General features: G+C 67.9%; 3 protein-coding genes. All 3 read right to left on the reverse strand.

Annotated elements, in window-relative coordinates; genetic code table 11:
* Positions 1–147 (reverse strand): hypothetical protein (locus GXY33_00720; protein ID NLX03644.1); only part of this gene is annotated, 147 nt, incomplete at its 3' end.
* 185 nt (positions 148–332) lie between these two features.
* Positions 333–2,501: a FemAB family PEP-CTERM system-associated protein gene (locus tag GXY33_00725; protein NLX03645.1), complete on the reverse strand. Its 2,169-nt coding sequence runs from the start codon at positions 2,499–2,501 to the stop codon at positions 333–335.
* Positions 2,491–2,725: acyltransferase (locus GXY33_00730; GenBank protein ID NLX03646.1), on the reverse strand; the 235-nt coding region annotated here is incomplete at its 5' end. The genes GXY33_00725 and GXY33_00730, both read right to left, overlap by 11 nt.

Below are 2,725 nucleotides of genomic sequence, written 5' to 3' on the forward strand. Positions count from 1 at the left end.
GCGCCAATCCGTGTGCTCCGCAATCGTCTGACCCAGGCGGTCCAGATCGCACGGACACATCCGCAGCGAGTAGTGATCGGCCGATGACGAAAGCTGCGGCGGTTTGATCAACAGAACGTTCTTGTTCGCGTTCGCGGATCTGGTCATGACTCCCCTTTGCCAATCTCCCCAAGGTTCGTTTACTAATCGACTTATCGGCAATCGGGGGCGCTTTCATCAAACCCGGGCGGAACCAATTCCATAGGCTCGGCCAACGGCGCGACGGGCGGCACACACCCGTCCGGGCTGTACAGTGTTCTATCGGTTAGTGCGCTGTACAGCGAATCGGGGCCCTAAGACAACTGGGCGATCAGGCGAGGCCCAAGCCACCGGGCGGCAGACACGGGCAGGCGCTTCCAGATCGCCACCGGCAGACGGTGCCGGGCGCTGTGCGGCTGCAGATCGGGCGGTGAAGCGCCGGGCGGCAGCAGGTAGTGCCAGTACAGCGGGCAGGCGTGGCCGCCCCACTGGCGCTTGAAGCGGTAGGTGCCCGAATCGACGGAACTGCGTCCGAAGTCGAAGACCGCCGCGCCGTGGCCGACGGCCTGTTCGAGCATCGTCCAGTACAGTAACATATTGGGGCACATGGCGTTATAGCGATGATCGGAGGCCGCCCAGGGCAGATGCACGATCCTGCCGTCGCTGAGGGTCAGTCCCGCCGCGACGGGCGTGGACGCATGATAGACCACGACCAGGTCAATTTCATCGGCGAAGCGCTCGGCGATGAGTCGGAAGAACCGCAGGGCATGGGGCGGGCTGCCCAGATCGCGCATGGTGCGGACATAGACCCGGTGGAAGTCGGCCAGAAGCTCGGCTTTGCCGGCTTGGACGGTCAGACCGCACCGTTGGGCCTTGCGGACCTGGTTGCGGACCTTGGCCGGCAGGCTTTCCCAGAGCTGATCGGCCCGATCGGGCAAGTCCAGCCGCAGGGCGGCCTTGTCGGTTCGCTGAGGGAGTTGCGGATCGAGCGGGGCGGTCTGGCGGAGTTCGGTCCATCGGCCCCCGAGGCGCTCGGCCAGTCGCCAGGCTTCGCGGCACAGGGCGTGGGCGGTTTGGGGATCGTCGGCCAGGACGCCGGCGGCGTCGAACCAGGGCAGGCTGGTCAGGTGCGAACCGAAGAGGCGGCTTTTCTGGGCGATCAGGGCCAGCAGTCCGACCAGTTGGCCGTTGCGGCGGGCGGTCAGGCAGAACGGCTTGTTGCTCGGGTACGCGCGGGCGATCAGGGCGGGCCAGCGCGGGTCGTGAAAGAGCGTGGCGTCCCGGCGGCGGGTCAGGTATTGGGACCAGCCGGGCGGCGGCGACGAATCGACGGTCACGTCGGGCCGGTCGGCCAGAAGACCGGCGACGGCGGCTTGCACCTGCTGCGCGCGGCGGCTCCAGTCGTCGTCGGCGACGCGGCTTCGCATCTTCGACGGCAGGTCGGACCGGTGGTCTTCGAGGGCGGCGCGGACCTGTTCGATGAGTTGGTCGGACCGGTCGTACAGGCGAACCACGTCCGCGGTCGCAACCAGGTCCGGCAGGTTCCGAGCGACGATCGGCTTACCGACGGCCAGGCACTCGCGGAACTTGAGGGGCGAGGCCTTTTCCGTCTGGCCGTCGCGGACGTAGGGCAGCAGAAGCACGTCCATCGCGCCGAGCCACGCGGGCAGTTCGGCGTAAGGTATCGGGCCGATCAGGTGCACGTTCGGCATATCGTTCAGCACGTCGAGTCCGACCGTCGCCGGACCGATCAACACGATCTGGAGCGACGGCATGGCCTCGGCGAGGCGGCGGATCGCCTCAAAGTCGATCTTCTCATAGAGCAGCCCGAAATACGCGGCGCGGGGATGGGGGACGGCGGCCAGTTCCGGCGGTTCGTCGCCCGCTGCGGCGAAATGCTCGAAGTCCACCCCGTGCGGCAGGAGGCGCGTTCGCGGCGTGCGATGCGTCTCGGCCAGGGCTTCGCTGACGGCCAGGATCCGATCGGCCCGTCCGGTCAGATGTCGATCATCGCGGCGGACTTTTTCGCGATCGGCCCCGGGCCAGAAGGCATAGTCGTCGGTGACGTAGTAGACCAGGGCCCGCTCGTCGAGCCGGCGGAGGAAATCGGCGGCGTTGGGCACGGAGGTCCAGAGCACCGGCTGATGGAAGCGGAGCCTGTCCAGCGTCCGCCGAAGCGTCCGCGCGGCCAGCGCGACGTTCAGACGCGCCGCGATGCCGCGCCCGGTCAACGGCAGCATGGGCAGATCGAGCACCCAGAATCGTTCGTCCACCTGCCGCAGCGGTCTTCGCCAGTCGCGGAGCTTGCGGAGTCCGCGGCGGAGCGTGAAGAGATCGGGACGCGCGGGGCGGATGCCGACCGTATTGACCCACAGCACGCAATGGTCGCGGGCCAGGTGCTTGAAGAGGTGCTGGCAACTGGAGGGATGGCGGCCCCAATCGTCGCTGAAGACCAGAAAATCGCAAGCGGCCTCACGCGTCACGGGTCGCGGGCTCCCGATCGCGGCGGTCGCCGACTTCCCGCGCGGGATTGCCGGCGACGATCTTGTACGGCTCGACGGGATGGGTGACGACGCTGGCGGCGGCGACCACGGCGTGATCGCCGACGTCGGCCAGGACGATCGCGCCCGAACCGATCCAGCAGTCGCAGCCGATGCGGACCGCCCGGTACTCGCCCGCCTGCTCGCGGATCGGCACATCCAGCCGC

The organism is Phycisphaerae bacterium (assembly GCA_012729815.1).
In the GTDB taxonomy this organism is placed as follows: domain Bacteria; phylum Planctomycetota; class Phycisphaerae; order JAAYCJ01; family JAAYCJ01; genus JAAYCJ01.